Raw genomic sequence first — 16,278 nt, forward strand, 5'->3', positions numbered from 1 at the left:
TTCCTAATTAATTACTGAATTTTGTTTGATTGAGTAATTTTATAAAATAATCAAATAAATACGAAGCATCATGTGGTCCTGGACTTGCTTCTGGATGTCCTTGAAAGCTAAAAGCTAGTTTATCAGTTAAACGTAATCCTTGTACTGTACCATCAAAAAGAGAAGTATGTGTTATAGAAATATTATTTGGCATATGTTTTGTATCAACAGTAAAACTATGATTTTGTGAAGTAATAATTACACGGTTTGTTTTTAGTTCTTTAACTGGATGATTTCCACCATGATGACCAAATTTCATTTTAATGATATCAGCTCCACTAGCCAATGCAAGTAGTTGATGTCCTAAACATATTCCAAATATTGGAATATTAATTTTTAAGAAATTTTGAATAGATTTAATAGCATATTGACATGGTCTTGGATCACCTGGACCATTAGATAAGAAAATTCCATCAGGAGCTAAATCTAATACTGTTTTTGCATTCGTTGTAGCAGGTACTATAGTTAAATAACACCCTCGATCTACTAACATACGTAAAATATTTCGTTTAATACCGAAATCATATACAATAATATGAAATCGAAATTTTTTTTCAGAATATAGTTTTTTTTTGTTAATAATATATGTTCTTTCATTCCAATTATAAACGACTTTAGTAGTTACTTTTTTGGCTAAATCTAATCCTTGCAAACTTAAACAATTTTTTGCGTTTTTATGTGCTATAATGTAGTTTTCTTTTTTATCTTCTATAATACATCCATTTTGAGATCCTTTTGTGCGTAAAATACGTGTTAATTTTCTTGTATCGATATCAGATATTGCAATAATATTGTTTTCTTTTAAATAAGAAGAAAAACTTTTTTCACTACGATAATTACTAGATATTGGAGACATATCTCGAATAATTAAACCTCTTATGTGAATTTTAGATGATTCTTCGTCATTTTTGTTTGTTCCAATATTTCCAATATGAGGATGTGTTAGTGTAACTATTTGATGTGAGTAAGAAGGATCAGTGATTATTTCTTGGTATCCAGTTATTGATGTGTTAAAAACAACTTCTCCGACAGTTGTTCCTGTAGCTCCAATAGAACGTCCATGAAATCTAGTGCCATCTTCTAAAACTAATACTGCTGATTGGCCCAAAACACCCTCCAAAAAATTTTTTAATATTGAGTAAATTTTATAAATAATAATTAAAATATTTTGAAAAATTAAATATTGATTTTAACTAAAATTAATATTTTTGTCTATTATCGTAATAAATATTTTATGTATCTTAGTTTTTTTAAAAAAATTTTTTTAAAGAATATAAAATTCGTATATTCACTGTTTATAATAAAAAATTTAAAACATATTTTTTAAAAAATCTTTCATATTAAATAATCCTTTTTCTTTTAGAATAATCCAAAGAGCTGATTGAATAGCACCTTTAGCAAAAGATTTTCTATTAAAAGCAGTATGAGTAATATTAATTTCTTCTTCAGAATTTGTAAAAATTACTGAATGTTTTCCAATAATATTTCCTGATCTTATACTAGAGAATCCAATTTTTTTTAATTCTCTAATTTTTGTGAGTCCTTTTTGATAATATAATGAATTTTTATTTAAATCCCATTTCATGACTTTTGATATACTTTCGCCAATAGTTAATGCAGTTCCTGATGGAATATCAATTTTATTACGGTGATGAAAATCTATTATATCAATATCAGAATTATCCCCTAAAATTCGAGTTGTTTGCTCTACTAATTGACAAAGTAAATTTATTCCTATACTAAAATTTGATGATATTAAAAGAGCAATATTTTTTGAATATAAGTTGATTGTTTGTATTTCTGAATCTGAGAATCCAGTTGTACCAATAATTATTTTTTTTTTAAATATATTACAATATTTTAAATATTCTAGTGTTGCAATGGGATGTGTAAAATCAATTAAAACATCAAAGTCATTTTTTTTTATATCTAAAGTATCTTTAATAAGTATTCCTATTTTTCCTATTCCAATTGTTTCTCCAATATCATGATCAATTAATGGATGATTTTTTTTTACTACTGCTGTAGTTAAGCAAGTTTTTTTGTTCTTTTGTATTTCCTTAACTAACATTTGTCCCATTCGGCCTAAAGCTCCGGTAATTGCAATACGAGTTATTTTTCTATTCATAGTTTTTTAAATGTGATGGAAGTGTTAAATATCTAGGTATATTAAAAATTATTTTTTCTTTAGTTCCTAACATTTCTTTTGGTTTTTTAGCACCCATTTTTTGCAAATATTCAACGACTTGTTTTACTAAAAATTCTGGTGCAGATGCACCTGCTGTAATGCCGATATATTTTATATTTTTTATCCATTTTTCTTTAATATCTGAAAATGATTCAATTTGTTTAGTAAACACTCCAGTTTCTCTTCCTAATTCAGCAAGACGATTAGAATTAGAAGAATTTTTAGAACCTATTACAAGTATCATATCAGTTATGTTTGATAATTTAACCACTGCATTTTGTCGGTTAGTTGTTGCATAACATATATCTTCTTTTTTTGGTCCAGAAATATATGGAAATTTTTTTTTCAAAGATTTAATAATAGATTGAGTATATTTAATAGATAATGTTGTTTGTGTGAAAAAATTTAATTTTGTATTGTTTTTTTTAATTGGTAGTTTATTTATATCTTCTATTGATTCAATAAGATGTATCTTACTATTTTCATTATTATATTGACCTAGTGTTCCAATGACTTCAGGGTGTCCTTTGTGGCCAATAAGAATAGTTTCTATACTTTTTTCACTTGCTTTTGAAACTTCTTTATGTACTTTGGTAACTAATGGACAAGTTGCATTTAAAATAATTAATTTTTTTTTTATAGCTTTTTCTTTCGTTTTTTTTGAAACGCCATGAGCAGAAAAAACTACTATTGAATTATCTGGAATATCTGAAATTTTTTCAACAAAAATTACTCCTTTTTTACGTAATTTTTTTATAACATATTGATTATGTACTAATTCATGTTTAACATAGATAGTTCTTTTATAAATCTTTAAAGCGTTTTCAACTATTAAAATAGCCCTTTTAACACCTGCACAAAAACCTCTTGGATTTGCTAATAAAACATCCACTTATAAAAATCTCCAGAAAATATTTTTATTAAAGGAACATAGGTTATTATTAAAAATAATCGATTTATTTTTAAATTTTATATTTATTTTTTATATATATAACTATTCCAATAAAAATACTACAATCAGATATATTAAATGTTGCAAAATGCCAGTTATTAATATGTATATCAATAAAGTCTATAACAAACCCATAGTAAATACGATCTGTTAAATTTCCTATAGCTCCTGAAATAATAAAGTAAAAAGCTAATTTTTTATGACTTTTTTTTGATTTTAAAATTTCTTTAAATATTAATAATATAATAATTATACTTAATATTGATAAAAAAAATCTATTCCATAATGTTTTACTTGATAGAGCACTAAAAGCTACACCATAATTATGTACATGGAATAAATTTAGTACTGATAAAATTTTTTTTGTTTCATATAAATCTAAATGATTAAAAATCCAATATTTAGAAAAAATATCTATTATTAAGACAACTATTACGATTAAAATATATTTTTGATATATTTTTTTCATATAAAAATTCGTTTTTCACCATTTCCTTGAGTGTTAGAAATGCAACGCGTACAAATTTCATCATTATTATAGTTAATAGGAATATTATAATGCCAACATCTTTTACATTTTTTTTCTTTACTTTTTTTTAACGACATTTTAAATTTAGAAAATGAAACACTTTTTTTTGTATTTATTGGTGCTGTGTCATAATTTTTTACTAAAACATGAGATGTTAAAAATATAAATTTTAATTCGTTTCCTAAAACATTTAATTTTTCTTTTATTTCATGTGTCACATATAATGTAATAGAAGCTTCCAATGAATTATTTATGTTTTTATTTTTTATTTCTTCTTCTACAAATTTATTTATTTCACTTTTAATTGATATTAATTCATTCCAAAATTGGTGATTAAATTTAGTATCAGTATTTAATTCAAATAATTCATTAGACCATTCTTCTGTAAATACGTAGTCTGAATTTTTTCCAGGTAAATAATTCCATATTTCATTAGCAGTGAATGATAATATAGGTGATATCCATCTAACTAGTGCATGTATTATATAATATATTGCTGTTTGACAACTTCTTCGTTCTAAACTGTTTTTTTGTAGAGTATATTGTCTATCTTTGATAATATCAAGATAAAAAGAACCCATTTCAATAGAACAAAAATGCATTAATCGTTGTATTACTCCATGAAAATTATACTTATCATAAAGCTGAATAATTTCTTCTTGTACTATTTTCGCATGAGAAACAGCCCACTGATCTAAATGAATCATTTTTTCTTTGGGAATAATATTTTCATCTGGATGAAAATCATTGATATTCGCTAGCATAAAACGTGCTGTATTTCTTATTCTTCTATAAACATCTGATGTTCTTTTTAAAATTTCGTTAGAAATAGAAATATCATTAGAGTAATTTGAAGAAGCAACCCAAAGTCTTAAAACATCTGCACCTAATGTGTTAATTATATCGTTAGGACTAATAGTATTACCTATCGATTTAGACATTTTTTGTCCTTTTCCATCGACTACAAATCCATGTGTTAAAACTTCTGAATAAGGTGCTTTTTGGTTAATTAGCATTGATATCATCAATGACGACATAAACCAACCTCTATGCTGATCAGAACCTTCTAGAAACATATCTGCATAATTTTTTTTATTTTTTTTATTTTTATATTGTATTGAAGTATGAGTACTTCCTGAATCAAACCAAACATCTAATATATCAAAAGTTTGATCATATAGATCGTATTCTTCACCTAATATTTCTTTTAAATTAATATTCCACCATACTTTAATACCTTCTAATTCAATTTTTTTAATTATTTTTTTAATTATTACAGAGTTTTGAGGATGTATTTTACCTGTTTTTTTATGTATGAAAATAGACATTGGAACACCCCATTTTCTTTGTCTTGAAATACACCAATCAGGTCTTTTTTTTATCATTTCTTTTATTCTAAATTTTCCCCATTTTGGAATCCATAAAACTTTTTGAATTTCTTTAATAGTATTAAAACGAAAATTATTTTTATTCATATCAATAAACCATTGTGGAGTAGCTCGAAATATAATAGGAGTTTTATGTCTCCAACAATGTGGATAACTATGATTTAAAGATTCACGATGTAATAAACAATGATGATCAATTAATAATTGAATGACTATTTCGTTGGATTTAAAAACATTAATGCCGTCTAAATTTGGATGTGTATTTTTTTTAAAATCACCTTTATAATCAATTAAATTTATTGTATTTATATTATATTTTTGACAAACAGTATAATCATCTTGTCCATGATCTGGTGATGTATGAACGGCTCCTGTACCTGTATCAAGAGTTACATGTTTTCCTAATATTACAGGTAATGAAATATTTTTTAAAAATGGGTGAAAAAATTTTATTCCTTCTAATTGCTTTCCTTGAATCGAAATTAAATGCTTCCAATTTTTTATTTTTAAACTATCTAGTGTGTTTTTTACGAGTTCTTTAGCTAGAATTAAATTATATATTTCAGTTTCAATTAAATCATATTGAAAATCCGGATGCACTGTAATAGCTTTGCTTGATGGAAGTGTCCACGGAGTAGTAGTCCAAATAGGTAAATATGTTTCTTTATTATTTAGTATATAAGCATTAAATATTTTTTTTAACTTTTTATCATTACTTTTAATCGCAACAAAAATTGCATCTGATTTTTTATCAAAGTATTCAATTTCTGCATCAGATAAAGATGATTCGCATTTTAAACACCAGTGTATGGGTTTAAAATCTCTGTATAAGTGTTGTTTTTCAATAATTTTATAAAGTGTTTTTATTATATTTGCTTCATTTTTATAATCCATTGTAAGATGAGCATTTTCCCAATCTCCAATCACTCCTAATCTAATGAAGTCTTGTTTTTGTTTTTTTACTTGATTTTTTGCATATTTTCTACATTTTTCTTGAAATTTTGAAGTTTTTATTGTTTTTGTATATATTCCTAGTTTTTCTTCAACTTTTTGTTCGATAGGTAATCCATGACAATCCCATGACGGTATATATGGAGCATCAAAGCCAGATAAATTTTTTGATTTAATTATTATATCTTTTAAGATTTTATTAACTGCGTGTCCAATATGAATATTTCCATTTGCATATGGAGGTCCGTCATGCAGAAAAAAAATTTTTTTCTTTTCTTTATTTTTTCTAATTTTTTGATAAATATCGTTTTCATACCAATTTTTTAATATTTGCGGTTCTTTTTGAGTTAAATTAGCTCGCATAGAAAATTTTGTTTTAGGTAAGTTTAAAGTTTTTTTATAATCATGCATAATTTTATCTTTTATTTTTAAGTTCATCATCAAAGATATCAAAATATTTTGTAACAGCTTTAATATCTTTGGCAATCTGGTTTTTTAATTTTTGTGTTGATGAAAAAAAATATTCGTTTCTTATTTTTTTATATATTAAAATTTCTATTTTTTTGTTATATAAATTAATATTTGTATTAAATATATGAACTTCAAGAATTTTATTTTTTGGTATATGAATATAACTAGGTTTTATTCCTATGTTGCATATCCCTAAATATTTTTTTTTATAATTAATCTTAACTGCATATACTCCATTATTTATAGGAATATTATTATATAATTTTATATTAGCCGTTGGATAACCTAACGTTCTTCCTATTTGATTGCCGTAAACAACACGACCAATAATACTAAATGGTCTACCAAGTAATAGTTGAGCTAATTTAATATTATTTTCTAATAAATATTTTCTAATATTAGTGCTGCTAATTTTAATATTATTTTTATATAATGATTTAACTGCAATAACATTAAATTTGTATTTTTTACTAATTTTTTTTAAAAGTGGAATATTTCCGTTTCTTTTAGCTCCAAATTTAAAGTCTTGTCCAATTATAATAAATTTTACATTTAATTTGTTAATTAATATTTGTATAATAAATTCTTCTGCACTAAGATTTGAAAAAAAGCTATTAAATTGAATACATAAAACAATATCAATTTTATATAATTGAATATACTTTATTTTTTCACGAAATTTTGTAATTCTTTTAGGAGGGTTTTGATTATTAAAAAATTCTAATGGTTGGGGTTCAAATAAAATTATTATTGTTGGTAAATTATTTTCTTTACCTATATTATATACTGTGGAAATTAATTTTTGATGACCTAAATGTACTCCATCAAAATTTCCAATACTTACAACTGAATTAGAATTTATTTTTTTTAGATTATGAATACCTCGTATAATCCTCATGATTGAATTAACCTGATTAAATAAATATATCATAAAATTTATCATAGAATTTATATTTATATAATAACTGTTTAATAATTTTTTGATATATAATATCAATATAATTTATTAATTTGTATTATTTCTTGTATTATGTTTAATAAATAATATAATTTTAAGGAGTTAAAATTGGCAAATATTAAATCATCTAAAAAAGATTCTATAGCATCAGAACAACGTCGTAAAAACAATACGAGTCAACGTTCAAAAGTTCGAACTTTTATAAAAAAAGTTCGTTTAGCTATTTGTTCTGGGGATAAAAAAAACGCAGAAGATGCTTTTAAAAATATGCAACCTATTATTGATAAATATGCAACTAAAGGTTTAATACATAAGAACAAAGCATCACGACATAAATCTATTTTATCATTACAAATTAAAAAATTAAATTAAAATTAGATTTTTTATAATAGTATTGCCTCTAATTTTATTAAGAAGCAATACTTTATAATATTTTATTTTGTTAAATCATCGAAAAATCTTTTTACTCCATCAAAAAATCTTTTTGAACGAGGTGTATTTTTTTCACCTCTAAATCCATTAAAACTTTTTTCTAGTTCATTTAAAAGGTATTTTTGTTGTTCATTAAGATTAATTGGTGTTTCTACTACGACTCGGCATAATAAGTCACCTTGATTTCTATTTTGTACAGATTTTACACCCCTTCCTCGAATACGAAAAAGCTTTCCTGATTGTGTTTCAGATGGTATTTTTAATTTAACTCGTCCATCTAGTGTAGGAACTTCAATTTCACCTCCCAATGCAGCCATAGTAAAATTTATTGGAACTTCACAATAAAGATTATTTTCTTCGCGTTCAAATATAGGATGTTTATTGACCTTAATTTGAACATAAAGATCTCCTGATGGAGCACCGTTTGTTCCAGCTTCTCCTTCATTATTTAGTCGAATGCGATTATTGGTATCAACACCAGGTGGAATTTTTACTGATAATGTTTTATTGGTTTTAATTCTTCCTTGACCTTGACAAGTACGACATGGGTCTTTAATTACAGTTCCTTTTTCATTACATACATGGCAAGATTGCTGGACTGTAAAAAATCCTTTTCTTATGTGAATTTGACCTCTACCTTGACAAGTGGAACAATTTCGAGGTTTGGTACCTTTTTTAGCTCCAGTTCCATAACAAATTTGACATTTTTGAAATGCAGGAATTCGTATTTCTTTTGTTGTTCCCTTTACTGCTTCTTCTAAAGAAACTTCCATGTTATAACATAAGTCAGCACCTTTTTTTACTCTTTGATTTCTATTGCCTCCAAAAATATCACCAAAAACATCTCCAAAAATATCACCAAAATCTGTAGAATTAGTAAAAGTGCTGTAAGTAGTATTTTGATTATGACCGTTTTCAAAAGCTGCATGTCCATATTGATCATATGCATTTCTTTTTTCTTCATTGATCAAAATTTCATAAGCTTCTTTAATTTCTTTAAATGTATTTTCAGCATTTTTATCACCTTGATTTCTATCAGGATGATATTTCATTGCTAGTCTTTTATAAGCTTTTTTAATCTCACGTTCTTCAGCTGATTTTGAGACTCCTAAAATTTGATAGTAATCTTTTTTTCCCATTATTACTCTTCCTACTTTTAAAATAATTACACGGGCGTAGAAAAATTCTACGCCCGTGCTAGTTTTCAGGCTATTATAACTGTTTTTAATTGAATAATTATTTTTTAGGATCCTTTATTTCTTCAAACTCTGCATCTACAACATTTTCATCTTGTTTTGATGAAGCAGATTTATTTTCGTTTTTGAGATCATTTTCTGTTGTTTTTTGATGAACTTCTGTTAGTTTAGATGAAATTTTTAAAAGATTTTGTATATTTTTTTCAATTTCAGACTTATTTTCTCCCTTTAATGATTGTTCTAAATCATTTAAAGCTGATTTTATTTGTTCTTGATCTTGAATTTCAATTTTTGTTTTATTTTCATCTAGTTGTTTTTTTGTACTATGAATTAATTGATCACCTTGATTTCGTATTTGAATTAATTCTTCAAATTTACGATCTGCTTCGGAATTTGCTTCTGCATCATTTATCATTTTTTTAATTTCTGATTCATTTAGTCCAGAAGAAGCTTTAATTGTAATTTTTTGTTCTTTTCCTGTTTTTTTATCTTTTGCTGAAACATGTAAAATTCCATCAGAATCAATGTCGAATGTTACTTCGATTTGTGCTGTTCCTCTAGGAGCAGGTTCGATTCCATCTAAATTAAATTGTCCTAAGGACTTATTATCTAATGATCTTTTTCTTTCACCTTGTAGTACATGTATTGTTACTGCTGATTGATTATCTTCTGCTGTTGAAAAAACTTGGCTATGTTTAGTAGGAATTGTAGTATTTTTACTAATAAGTGCAGTCATTATACCACCCATAGTTTCAATTCCCAATGATAATGGAGTGACATCGAGTAATAAAACATCTTTAACATCACCTGAAAGAACTCCTCCTTGGACTGCTGCTCCAACTGCAACTGCTTCATCTGGATTTACATCTTTTCTAGGTTCTTTTCCAAAAAAATCTGCTACTTTAGATTGAACCATAGGCATTCTTGTTTGACCACCTACTAATATTATATCATTAATGTCTGAAATTGATAATCCTGCATCTTTTAGTGCTACTTTAAGTGGTTCAATTGATCTTAATACTAAATCTTCAACTAAAGATTCGAGTTTTGAACGGGTTACTTTAATATTTAAATGTTTTGGACCGTTAGAGTCTGCAGTAATATATGGTAAATTTACATCTGTTTGTTGTGCTGATGATAGTTCAATTTTAGCTTTTTCTGCAGATTCTTTTAAGCGTTGCATAGCTAACGAATCGTTTCGTAAATCAATACCTTGTTCTTTTTTAAATTCATTTACTAAATAATTAATCAACCTACTATCAAAATCTTCACCTCCAAGATGGGTGTCTCCATTTGTTGCAAGTACTTCAAATGTTTTTTCTTTGTCCACATCATCTATTTCAATAATTGATATATCGAAAGTCCCCCCACCTAAGTCATAAACAGCTATAGTCCGGTTCCCTTGGCCTTTATCTAAACCATATGCAAGTGCCGCAGCTGTTGGTTCATTTATAATTCTTTTTACTTCTAAACCAGCGATTCTACCTGCATCTTTAGTTGCTTGTCGTTGAGCATCATTAAAATAAGCAGGTACTGTAATAACTGCTTCTTTTATTGATTCTCCTAAATAATCTTCTGCAGTTTTTTTCATTTTTTTTAAAACTTCAGCAGAAATTTGAGGAGGAGCCATTTTTTTTCTTTTTACATCAATCCAAGCATCTCCATTCTCAGAATTAATTATATTATATGGCATGATTTTTATATCACGCTGAACTTCTTCATCTTTAAATTTTCTACCAATTAAACGTTTTATAGCAAATAAAGTATTTTTCGGATTTGTGATAGCTTGACGTTTAGCAGGTTGGCCCACTAAAACTTCGCCTTCTTGAGTATATGCAATAATTGAAGGTGTAGTACGATCTCCTTCTGCATTCTCCAAAACACGAGGTTTATTGCCATCCATAATAGCAACACAAGAGTTGGTTGTTCCCAAGTCAATACCAATAATTTTACCCATTGTATTCTCCTTTTTAAAAAATTGGGTTTTCAACCCTTATGTAGCTATTTTTTTGGCTTTGATTAGCAACATAGGATTGTATTTCATAATTATCTATCAGTGTTTTGATTATTAGATGGGGTCTTTTTTTTAGTCATCAAGGTCTAAGTCTAAAAAAAATGAATTTTTAAATTGGTTTAAATAGAATATAACTTTCCTTACGAAACATAATTTATTATTTTATATTTTTCATGTATATTAAATTTTTTATTCATTTAAAAAAAATAAAATTATAAAATATTTATAATATTTATTTACTTTATTTGTGTAAAATGGATTTTGAGGTGATTTTATGTTTGTATTAAATACATTTGATATCGGCGAATGTTTGTCTTTTTTATGTTTTATTTCTGTTTCATTGATTTTTTGTTTTTTTATGTTATTTGCAAGTTCAGTTTTAGGAGGAAAATCATTATCAAGATACAAACATACTCCTTTTGAATCAGGTATTGATCCAGTTGGAGATACTTCTTTGCATTTTTCTATTAAGTTTTATTTGGTTGCCATGTTTTTTGTAATATTTGATGTTGAATCTCTTTATCTGTATGTATGGTCTGTTAGTATAATTGAAACTGCTTGGAAAGGGTTTATTGAAGCTTTTATTTTTATTTTGTTTCTTTTATTGTCATTATTTTATTTAATTCGCATTAAAGCATTAAATTGGGTACATAAATAAAATATTTAAATTCATTATATTTAGGATATAATTTAATGAAACGTAAAATGCATTATACTTTGACTCGAGCAGAAACAAAACATTCTAATAAAAAATATCCAAAAGAAGAAACTAATCTTGTTGAAGATCCTGTAGAAAGTTATTTAAAAAAAAATATTTTTATAGGAAAAGTTCATCAGTTACTTCATAAGTTAGTTAATTGGGGTCGAAAAAATTCTCTTTGGCCTTATAATTTTGGGTTATCTTGTTGTTATGTGGAAATGGTGACTGCTTTTACTTCTGTACATGATGTAGCTCGTTTTGGATCTGAAGTCTTAAGAGCTTCTCCAAGACAAGCTGATGTCATGGTAATTGCAGGTACACCATTTGTTAAAATGGCTCCTATTATTCAAAGATTATATGATCAAATGTTAGAACCTAAATGGGTTATTTCCATGGGTGCATGTGCTAATTCAGGTGGAATGTATGATATTTATTCTGTTGTTCAAGGGGTAGATAAATTTTTACCAGTAGATATTTATATTCCTGGTTGTCCACCTAGGCCCGAAGCATATATACATGCTTTAAGACTTCTTCAAAATTCAATTCATGAAGAAAGAAGACCATTGTCTTGGGTTGTTGGCGAGCAAGGTATATATAGAAAACAATTATTATCAGAAAAAGAAAAAAAAAGAAGCAAAAGAATTTCAATTGTTAACCTTCCAACAGCAGAAAAAATTTAATTTTTTATGAAAAATAATATCTTATTTAAAGATAATAAAAATTTAAAAAAATATTTAAGCTTTAAAAATCAATCATAATGAGAAATCCATGATAGATGAAATTGTAAATAAAAGTAGTTTTTTAAGTGAAAATACTAATAAAGATAATCTAAATGATTTAGTTTTTAAGGAATTATTTGATATCTTTGGTGAAGATTTTTGTATTATTCAAAAAACTAAAATAGGTTTTCCGATCATTTGGTTAAATAAAACTTTTTTATTACAAGTTATTAAATTTTTATTTAATTCATCTTATTCTTACAATATGCTTTTTGATTTACATGGTGTTGATGAACGTTTTCGATTGCATAGAGAAGATCTTCCTCCAGCTGATTTTTCAGTTTTTTATCATTTAATCTCTATTAAATATAATATTGATTTTATGATCAAAGTACCTTTATTAGAAAATGATTTAATTTTATCTACATGCACTACCTTGTTTCCTAATGCAAATTGGTACGAACGAGAAACATGGGAAATGTTTGGTATTATTTTTAAAAATCATTCAAATTTAACTCGTATTATTATGCCAAATACATGGACAGGACATCCGTTAAGAAAAGACTTTCCAGCTAGAGCTACTGAGTTTCAAGCTTTTTTCTTAAATGACGAGAAAGAAGATTTAGAAATGGAAAGTTTAAAGTTTAAACCTGAATTATGGGGGATGAAAAGAAAAAACGATAATGTAGATTTTATGTTTCTAAATTTAGGTCCGAATCATCCTTCTGCTCATGGTGCTTTTAGAATTATTTTGCAATTAGATGGTGAGAATATTGTTGATTGCGTACCTGATATAGGATATCACCATCGGGGTGCGGAAAAAATGGCAGAACGTCAATCATGGCATAGTTATATTCCATATACAGACCGAATTGAATATTTAGGTGGTTGTGTTAATGAAATGCCGTATGTATTAGCAGTAGAAAAATTAGCTGATATTTCCGTTCCAGAAAAAGTAGAAGTTATTCGAGTCATGTTATCAGAGTTATTTCGAATTAATAGTCATTTATTATATATTTCAACGTTTATTCAAGATGTAGGATGTATGACACCTGTTTTTTTTGCTTTTACAGATCGTCAAAAAATTTATGATATAATTGAAGCAATAACTGGGGCAAGAATGCATCCTGCTTGGTTTCGTATTGGTGGTGTAGCCCATGATCTGCCAAAAGGATGGAATATATTATTAAAGAATTTTCTCGAATGGATGCCAAAAAGATTAAAATATTATACAGATGTAGCTTTAAAAAATACTATTTTAATTAGTCGATCTAAAGGTATTGCTAAATACTCTCAAAAAGAAGCTTTGAAGTGGGGTGTAACAGGTGCTGGTTTACGTGCGACTGGTTTAGATTTTGATGTAAGAAAATGGAGACCTTATTCTGGATATCAAAACTATACTTTTGAAGTGCCTATTGGTAGTGGAATAAGTGATTGTTACTCTAGAGTAATGATCAAAGTAGAAGAAGTTTATCAAAGTCTTTCAATTTTAAAGCAATGTTTAAATAACATGCCAGAAGGTCCTTTTAAAGCAGAACATCCACTAACAACTCCACCTCCCAAAGAAAATGTTTTAAAAGACATTGATAGTATGATTACTCATTTTTTACAAGTTTCATGGGGTCCTGTCATTCCGGCGAATGAAAGTTTTCAAATGATTGAAGCAACTAAAGGTATTAATAGTTATTATTTAATTAGTGATGGTGGTACTATGAGTTATAGAACGAGAATACGTACGCCTAGTTTTCCACATTTACAACAAATACCTTCAGTGATTCGTGGAAGTTTAATATCAGATTTAATTGTATATTTAGGAAGCATAGATTTTGTTATGTCAGACGTGGATAGATAATCATGGATAAAAAAAAAGAAAATTAAGAGAAATTTCTACAAAATTTGTATTAAGTTCCTTCGAAATTAATGAAATAGAAAATCAAAAAAAGCATTATGAAAGTTATAGAGCAATTGCTATAGAAGCCTTAAAAATTGTTCAGAAACAACGTGGATGGGTTTCTAATCAAGCTATTGTTGAAATTTCTAAAATACTTAATATTAGTGCCAGTGATGTAGAAAGTATAGCAACTTTTTATAGTCAAATCTATCGTCAACCTGTAGGACGGAATATAATTCGTTATTGTGATAGCGTAGTTTGTTATTTAACAGGCTATCAAAAAATTAAAAAAGTACTAGAAAAACATTTATCGATTCAAACAGGTCATACTACTATAGATAAAAGATTTACATTATTACCAATTTGTTGTTTAGGAAACTGTGATCACAGTCCAACTATTATGATCAATGAGGATCTACATTCTAAATTAACTCCAGAATCTGTACTAAATTTACTGGAATCATATAAATGAATAAAAAAATTGTTCGTATGGAAGAAACTCATCCATTAACATGGAGAATGCGTGATGATAAAAAAACTGTTTGGATTGAAGAATATTCTAATAAAAATGGTTATTCTGCTTTTAAGAAAGCATTACATCAAATAACTCCAAAAGATGCTATTAATCTAGTTAAAGAATCAGGTTTAAAAGGAAGAGGAGGAGCAGGTTTCTCAACAGGTTTAAAATGGAGTTTAATGCCAGAAAAAATTAATAATAAAGAACATCGTTACTTATTATGTAATGCAGATGAGATGGAACCAGGTACTTATAAGGATAGGTTATTAATAGAGCAGCTTCCTCATCAATTGATTGAAGGAATATTATTATCAGCTTTTGCGATACAAGCTACTCGTGGTTATATTTTTTTAAGAGGAGAATATATTAAAGGAGAATATGTTTTAAAAAAATCTATACAGGAAGCAATTAATTCTGGTTATATTGGTTTAAATATTTTAAATAGCGGATTTAATTTTGATTTATTTTTACATACTGGAGCTGGTCGTTATATTTGTGGTGAAGAAACAGCTTTAATTAATTCATTAGAAGGTCGAAGAGCAAATCCTAGATTTAAGCCTCCATTTCCTGCAACTTTTGGACTATGGGGAAAGCCCACTTGTGTTAATAATGTTGAAACTTTATCTAATGTTCCATCTATTATATTAAATGGCTCTAATTGGTATAAAAATTTATCTAAAAGTTCTGATACTGGTACAAAGTTAATGGGTTTTTCAGGAAAAGTGAATAACCCTGGTGTTTGGGAATTACCATTTGGTATAACTGCACGTGAAATATTAGAAGATTATGCACTTGGAATGCGATCAGGTTTATCTTTAAAAGCGTGGCAACCAGGAGGTGCGGGTACTGATTTTCTTACGCCAAAACACTTAGATTTATCTATGGATTTTACTACTATTTCAAAAGCAGGTAGTCGTTTAGGAACTGCACTTGCTATGGCTGTTGATAATGAAATTAATATGGTATCACTTGTATATAATATAGAAAAGTTTTTCGCTCGTGAATCATGTGGTTTATGTACACCTTGTAGAGATGGTTTACCTTGGGTTGTCAAAATATTACGTAGTTTAAAAAATAAAGATGGCCAAAGTAATGATATAAAAATTTTAGAACAATTGTGTATTTCTCTAAGCCCAGGAAAAACGTTTTGTGCTCATGCGCCTGGGGCAATTGAACCATTGCAAAGTGCTATAAAATATTTTCGTTCAGAATTTGAAGATGGAATTAGTATAAACAAAACAAATTTAAATAAAAATATTACTGGGATTCAATCTAATAAATTTAACTTAAAATTTTAATTTTTAAATATAAATTTATTCTTAAAAAAGTTCTG

The 16,278-nt window shown here is 26.8% G+C and carries 14 protein-coding genes; 6 read left to right on the top strand and 8 right to left on the bottom strand.

Going from position 1 to position 16,278, the window contains the following annotated elements; genetic code table 11:
- Positions 1-7: 7 nt before the first annotated feature.
- From carA to ribF, 6 genes are all read right to left on the bottom strand, one after another.
- Positions 8-1,159 carry a glutamine-hydrolyzing carbamoyl-phosphate synthase small subunit gene (gene carA, locus FQV33_RS02780; RefSeq protein WP_158348402.1) on the bottom strand — a complete coding sequence of 384 codons (1,152 nt, stop codon included), beginning with the start codon at positions 1,157-1,159 and terminating at the stop codon, positions 8-10.
- A 189-nt stretch (positions 1,160-1,348) separates the two neighbouring features.
- Positions 1,349-2,167, bottom strand: a complete 819-nt coding sequence (dapB, locus tag FQV33_RS02785; RefSeq protein ID WP_158348404.1) for a 4-hydroxy-tetrahydrodipicolinate reductase — start codon at positions 2,165-2,167, stop codon at positions 1,349-1,351.
- Complete coding sequence (gene ispH, locus FQV33_RS02790; RefSeq protein WP_158348406.1) at positions 2,160-3,119, bottom strand: 4-hydroxy-3-methylbut-2-enyl diphosphate reductase; 960 nt, start codon at positions 3,117-3,119, stop codon at positions 2,160-2,162. The genes dapB and ispH overlap by 8 nt, the downstream gene beginning before the upstream one ends.
- 70 nt (positions 3,120-3,189) lie before the next feature.
- The gene (gene lspA / locus FQV33_RS02795; RefSeq protein ID WP_158348408.1) at positions 3,190-3,648 is read right to left on the bottom strand and encodes a signal peptidase II; all 459 of its coding nucleotides are present in this window, start codon (positions 3,646-3,648) and stop codon (positions 3,190-3,192) included.
- Positions 3,645-6,458 carry an isoleucine--tRNA ligase gene (gene ileS, locus FQV33_RS02800; RefSeq protein WP_158348545.1) on the bottom strand — a complete coding sequence of 938 codons (2,814 nt, stop codon included), beginning with the start codon at positions 6,456-6,458 and terminating at the stop codon, positions 3,645-3,647. The genes lspA and ileS overlap by 4 nt, the downstream gene beginning before the upstream one ends.
- A gap of 4 nt (positions 6,459-6,462) precedes the next feature.
- Positions 6,463-7,416 (bottom strand): bifunctional riboflavin kinase/FAD synthetase, encoded by a 954-nt coding sequence (gene ribF, locus FQV33_RS02805; protein WP_158348410.1) that lies wholly within the window; start codon positions 7,414-7,416, stop codon positions 6,463-6,465.
- A gap of 168 nt (positions 7,417-7,584) precedes the next feature.
- Here ribF and rpsT point away from each other — a divergent pair, with 168 nt between their 5' ends.
- Complete coding sequence (rpsT, locus tag FQV33_RS02810; RefSeq protein WP_158348412.1) at positions 7,585-7,848, top strand: 30S ribosomal protein S20; 264 nt, start codon at positions 7,585-7,587, stop codon at positions 7,846-7,848.
- 62 nt (positions 7,849-7,910) lie between these two features.
- On the opposite strand, the gene dnaJ is transcribed toward rpsT, so the two are convergent.
- Positions 7,911-9,047 carry a molecular chaperone DnaJ gene (gene dnaJ, locus FQV33_RS02815; RefSeq protein ID WP_158348414.1) on the bottom strand — a complete coding sequence of 379 codons (1,137 nt, stop codon included), beginning with the start codon at positions 9,045-9,047 and terminating at the stop codon, positions 7,911-7,913.
- A gap of 97 nt (positions 9,048-9,144) precedes the next feature.
- On the bottom strand, positions 9,145-11,061 hold the full coding sequence (gene dnaK, locus FQV33_RS02820) for a molecular chaperone DnaK (protein WP_158348416.1): 1,917 nt from the start codon (positions 11,059-11,061) through the stop codon (positions 9,145-9,147).
- A 331-nt stretch (positions 11,062-11,392) separates the two neighbouring features.
- On the opposite strand from dnaK, the gene ndhC reads away from it, so the two are divergent.
- The 5 genes from ndhC to nuoF all read left to right on the top strand — a co-directional run bounded on the left by ndhC (position 11,393) and on the right by nuoF (position 16,243).
- Positions 11,393-11,776: an NADH-quinone oxidoreductase subunit A gene (gene ndhC / locus FQV33_RS02825; protein ID WP_158348418.1), complete on the top strand. Its 384-nt coding sequence runs from the start codon at positions 11,393-11,395 to the stop codon at positions 11,774-11,776.
- A gap of 47 nt (positions 11,777-11,823) precedes the next feature.
- Positions 11,824-12,498: a NuoB/complex I 20 kDa subunit family protein gene (locus FQV33_RS02830; protein ID WP_158348547.1), complete on the top strand. Its 675-nt coding sequence runs from the start codon at positions 11,824-11,826 to the stop codon at positions 12,496-12,498.
- A gap of 88 nt (positions 12,499-12,586) precedes the next feature.
- Positions 12,587-14,389 (top strand): NADH-quinone oxidoreductase subunit C/D, encoded by a 1,803-nt coding sequence (nuoC, locus tag FQV33_RS02835; protein WP_158348420.1) that lies wholly within the window; start codon positions 12,587-12,589, stop codon positions 14,387-14,389.
- Positions 14,390-14,420: 31 nt separating this feature from the next.
- Entirely contained in the window at positions 14,421-14,900 is a 480-nt protein-coding gene (gene nuoE / locus FQV33_RS02840) for an NADH-quinone oxidoreductase subunit NuoE (protein WP_158348549.1), read from the top strand.
- Positions 14,897-16,243 carry an NADH-quinone oxidoreductase subunit NuoF gene (nuoF, locus tag FQV33_RS02845; RefSeq protein WP_158348422.1) on the top strand — a complete coding sequence of 449 codons (1,347 nt, stop codon included), beginning with the start codon at positions 14,897-14,899 and terminating at the stop codon, positions 16,241-16,243. Before nuoE ends, nuoF begins: the two co-directional genes overlap by 4 nt.
- Positions 16,244-16,278: the final 35 nt, after the last annotated feature.

Source organism: Buchnera aphidicola (Aphis fabae) (genome assembly GCF_009069125.1).
In the GTDB taxonomy this organism is placed as follows: Bacteria; Pseudomonadota; Gammaproteobacteria; order Enterobacterales; family Enterobacteriaceae; genus Buchnera; species Buchnera aphidicola_BB.

What these genes read in the sequence shown, in the direction of transcription:
- ileS (WP_158348545.1), bottom strand. Translation starts at nt 6,458, where the DNA reads ATGCATGATTATAAAAAAACTTTAAACTTACCTAAAACAAAATTTTCT.
- dnaJ (WP_158348414.1), bottom strand. Translation starts at nt 9,047, where the DNA reads ATGGGAAAAAAAGATTACTATCAAATTTTAGGAGTCTCAAAATCAGCT.
- lspA (WP_158348408.1), bottom strand. Translation starts at nt 3,648, where the DNA reads ATGAAAAAAATATATCAAAAATATATTTTAATCGTAATAGTTGTCTTA.
- nuoF (WP_158348422.1), top strand. Translation starts at nt 14,897, where the DNA reads ATGAATAAAAAAATTGTTCGTATGGAAGAAACTCATCCATTAACATGG.
- nuoC (WP_158348420.1), top strand. Translation starts at nt 12,587, where the DNA reads ATGATAGATGAAATTGTAAATAAAAGTAGTTTTTTAAGTGAAAATACT.
- dapB (WP_158348404.1), bottom strand. Translation starts at nt 2,167, where the DNA reads ATGAATAGAAAAATAACTCGTATTGCAATTACCGGAGCTTTAGGCCGA.
- ribF (WP_158348410.1), bottom strand. Translation starts at nt 7,416, where the DNA reads ATGAGGATTATACGAGGTATTCATAATCTAAAAAAAATAAATTCTAAT.
- dnaK (WP_158348416.1), bottom strand. Translation starts at nt 11,061, where the DNA reads ATGGGTAAAATTATTGGTATTGACTTGGGAACAACCAACTCTTGTGTT.
- FQV33_RS02830 (WP_158348547.1), top strand. Translation starts at nt 11,824, where the DNA reads ATGCATTATACTTTGACTCGAGCAGAAACAAAACATTCTAATAAAAAA.
- ndhC (WP_158348418.1), top strand. Translation starts at nt 11,393, where the DNA reads ATGTTTGTATTAAATACATTTGATATCGGCGAATGTTTGTCTTTTTTA.